3 protein-coding genes and 1 pseudogene are annotated in these 3,115 nt (G+C 60.9%); 2 read left to right on the top strand and 2 right to left on the bottom strand.

Annotated elements, in window-relative coordinates; genetic code table 11:
- On the bottom strand, positions 1 to 132 hold a 132-nt coding region (locus EN884_RS30940; protein WP_164895262.1), incomplete at its 3' end, for a hypothetical protein.
- Positions 133 to 500: 368 nt separating this feature from the next.
- On the opposite strand from EN884_RS30940, the gene EN884_RS30935 reads away from it, so the two are divergent.
- Both EN884_RS30935 and EN884_RS30930 read left to right on the top strand, forming a co-directional pair.
- Complete coding sequence (locus tag EN884_RS30935) at positions 501 to 1,337, top strand: hypothetical protein (RefSeq protein ID WP_063169197.1); 837 nt, start codon at positions 501 to 503, stop codon at positions 1,335 to 1,337.
- A gap of 242 nt (positions 1,338 to 1,579) precedes the next feature.
- Entirely contained in the window at positions 1,580 to 2,032 is a 453-nt protein-coding gene (locus EN884_RS30930; RefSeq protein ID WP_013529153.1) for a hypothetical protein, read from the top strand.
- A 246-nt stretch (positions 2,033 to 2,278) separates the two neighbouring features.
- Here the strand turns inward: EN884_RS30930 and EN884_RS30925 are convergent.
- Positions 2,279 to 3,115 (bottom strand): annotated as a pseudogene (locus EN884_RS30925) (ATP-dependent metallopeptidase FtsH/Yme1/Tma family protein); the annotation flags it as partial.

The raw sequence follows: 3,115 nt of genomic DNA, 5'->3' as shown, positions 1-3,115 counted from the left end.
ACGATGTCGATGGCTGCCGCGCTGGAAAGAAAGGCCGGCGGCCATGCCGACCCGCATCGCGATTTCAGCGGTCATCGGAAACTTGTTGGCGCGTCCGCGAATGCCGTCCGTGCCGAAATAATTCCCTGCCATGCCAGTCAGCTTCCTCGACGTTTCTTCCCCGGCACGTCATGCCACAAGTGGCCAGGGCGCTATGATCACATTGTGTGATTATACGTTACCAATCCTTAGAAAACCATTGTTGTGCACTGCACACAACGTGGCCGCAACCTGACATGCCCAGACTGCCATGCTGCAATATACAAGTCATTCGAGCCTTTCAGCGCGGATGCACCAGGAAAATCTTGCTCTGAACCAGGCAACGGACAACGATTTCATCACCTTATCGGGAGAAGCCGATTTTCGGCGATATATACGCCACTTAGCATCTGGCGCAACCGACCGTTGAGCGTTATTGATTTGCAGGGACGTATCATGGGCTGCTGCAACGGAGAAACGCTATGCTCATCCACCGACTTGCCACTTTGACCGGCCTCGCCGTCGCGACCTTGTTCCTGGCCGCGCCAGCCAACGCACTGACGATGGCCGAGTGCAGCACGAAGTATAACGCCGCCAAGGATGCGGGGACACTGGCCGGAGCGACCTGGAACCAGTTCCGCAAGGCTCAGTGCGGTACCGACGCCGCAGCGACGACCGACGCCAAGCCGGCCGATGCCAAGAAAGCGACCGACACCACGAAGGCTGCCGCCGCGGCGGACGACAGCACGGCCAAGGGCCTGACGGCGAAGGAATGCAGCACCAAGTATCAGGCGGCGAAGGCTGCCGGCACGCTGAACGGCATGAAGTGGAACGACTTCCGCAAATCCGAATGCGCCGCCGGTGCATCCGCCGCTGCCGCCGCCAAGCCGGCGACCACCAAGGCCGCCGCGGCTCCCGCCGCTCCCGCAGACAATGGCGGCAAGGGCCTGAGCATGGCCGAATGCAGCACCAAGTATCAGGCCGCCAAGACGGCCAACACGCTGAACGGCATGAAGTGGAACGACTTCCGCAAGACCGAGTGCGGCGCAGCCGCCTCGGATGACGACACCGTGCCGGCCGCCGACGAGGCGAGCTACACCAAGGAGCCGGCGAAGCCGACGACGGCTGCGCCCAAGGGCGTCACCTTCCCGTCCGCGATCTCGCCGAAATATACCAGCGAGACCCCCGGAAAGGGCCGTATGCACACCTGCCTCGACCAGTACTATGCCCTCAAGGACGCCAATTCGCTTGGCGGCCTGAAGTGGATCCAGAAGGGCGGCGGCTTCTACAGCCTGTGCAACGCCAAGCTGAAGAGCTGATCGCTTAGCCATAGTCTCCAAACAAAGGCCCGCGCATCGCAAGATGCGCGGGCCTTTTTTGTTGCGCGAAGACGCACACTGCCTTGCTCGCATCTGCATGTCGCCGGGCTGCCGGCATCATCAATTCGCCTACACTGCCCACCGCCAAGCTCATCGGTAGTCCGTAAAGATTCTGGTTGAACATATAGAGAACAAACCATATACAAAAAGACGTCAAACTTATTATCAACCAGGAGGGTCTTATGCACGGTTTGAAATTGGCGGTATTGGCTGCGACCGCATTTGTCGCTTGGAGCGTCGCCCCCGCAAGCGCACTGACGATGAAGGAATGCGGCGAGACCTATCGAACAGCCAAGGAAGGCGGCACTCTGAACGGCATGGACTGGACGGCTTTTCGCAAGGAGAAGTGCGCGACATCAGCAGCGGACAGTGTCAGCGAGGATACGGTCAAAACCGAGCCGCAGACGAAAAAAGAAACCAGCGCGGCGGTCGCCCCCACTGTAGCGCCCGCGGGCGTGACATTTCCGACCACGCTGGCCGCCGAGTTCAAGACCGAAAAGCCCGCGAAGGCGCGCATGAAGACCTGTCTCCAGGGCTACCATGGCAACAAGGACGCGGGCACGTTGAACGGCCTTCGCTGGATCCAGAAGGGCGGCGGTTATTACAGCCTGTGCAATGCCAAGCTGAAGAGCTGAGCGACAAGACATCTGAAGAAGAGAAGGCCTGCGAACCGCAGGGTTCGCGGGCCTTTTTGTTGCCTTCGAGGGCACGCCAGCGGCGACGTTGCCAATCTCCCCCTTGTGGGGGAGATTGGCTATCACCTAGACTTTCGCCAATCGTCACCGTCGCAGATGCGAGGTCGCGGACAACTCCTCCCCAACGCCAAAAACAAAAAACGCCGCGGAGCAAGCCGCGGCGTTCGATGAAATCGGTGGCCGAACTCAGCTCGACGGCTGTGGTTCCATACCGCCTTCGGGCTCAGGACCCTTCTTGCGGCGGCCGCCGGACTTCGGCACGGCCGAGCCACGACTTGGCGGCGTATCGTCGCCGAGGTCGCGTGCGGGCTTGTGGCCGGCGATCAACTGCTTGATCTCCTCGCCGGACAGCGTCTCGTATTCCAGCAGGCCCTGAGCCAGCGCGATCCATTCCTTCTTCTTCTTGGTCAGGATGGACTTCGCCGACGAATAGGCCTCATCGATCAGGCGGCGCACTTCGGCGTCGATGATCTGCGCCGTTTCTTCCGAGACGTTCTGCGTGCGTGCCACCGAATGGCCAAGGAACACTTCTTCCTGGTTGTCGCCATAGGCGACATGGCCGAGCTTGTCGGAAAAGCCCCAGCGCGTGACCATGGCACGCGCCAGCTTGGTCGCCTGCTCGATATCCGAAGAAGCTCCGGAGGTGATGTTCTCCTTGCCGAACTTGAACTCCTCGGCGACACGGCCGCCCATCATGATGGCGAGCCGCGAGATCATGTATTTGTAGCTCATCGAATAGCGGTCGCCTTCGGGCAACTGCATGACCATGCCGAGTGCACGGCCGCGCGGGATGATGGTGGCCTTGTGCAGCGGATCGGCCGACGGCACGTTGAGCGCGAGGATGGCGTGGCCGGCCTCATGGTAGGCGGTCAGTTCCTTCTCGGCCTGCGTCATGGCCGACGAGCGGCGCTCGGCGCCCATCATGATCTTGTCCTTAGCGTCCTCGAATTCAGCCATGGTGACGAGGCGCTTGTTGCGTCGTGCCGCCATCAGCGCGGATTCGTTGACGAGGTTCATCAGGTC

The organism is Mesorhizobium sp. M7A.F.Ca.AU.001.01.1.1, assembly GCF_004022735.1.
Taxonomy (GTDB): Bacteria; Pseudomonadota; Alphaproteobacteria; order Rhizobiales; family Rhizobiaceae; genus Mesorhizobium; species Mesorhizobium ciceri.
Note: the sequence above shows the minus strand (reverse complement) of the source record. Positions and strands in the feature narration are given on the sequence as shown.

Excerpts from the sequence above, each read along its gene's own strand:
- EN884_RS30935 (WP_063169197.1), top strand. The coding sequence starts at position 501 with ATGCTCATCCACCGACTTGCCACTTTGACCGGCCTCGCCGTCGCGACC.
- EN884_RS30930 (WP_013529153.1), top strand. The coding sequence starts at position 1,580 with ATGCACGGTTTGAAATTGGCGGTATTGGCTGCGACCGCATTTGTCGCT.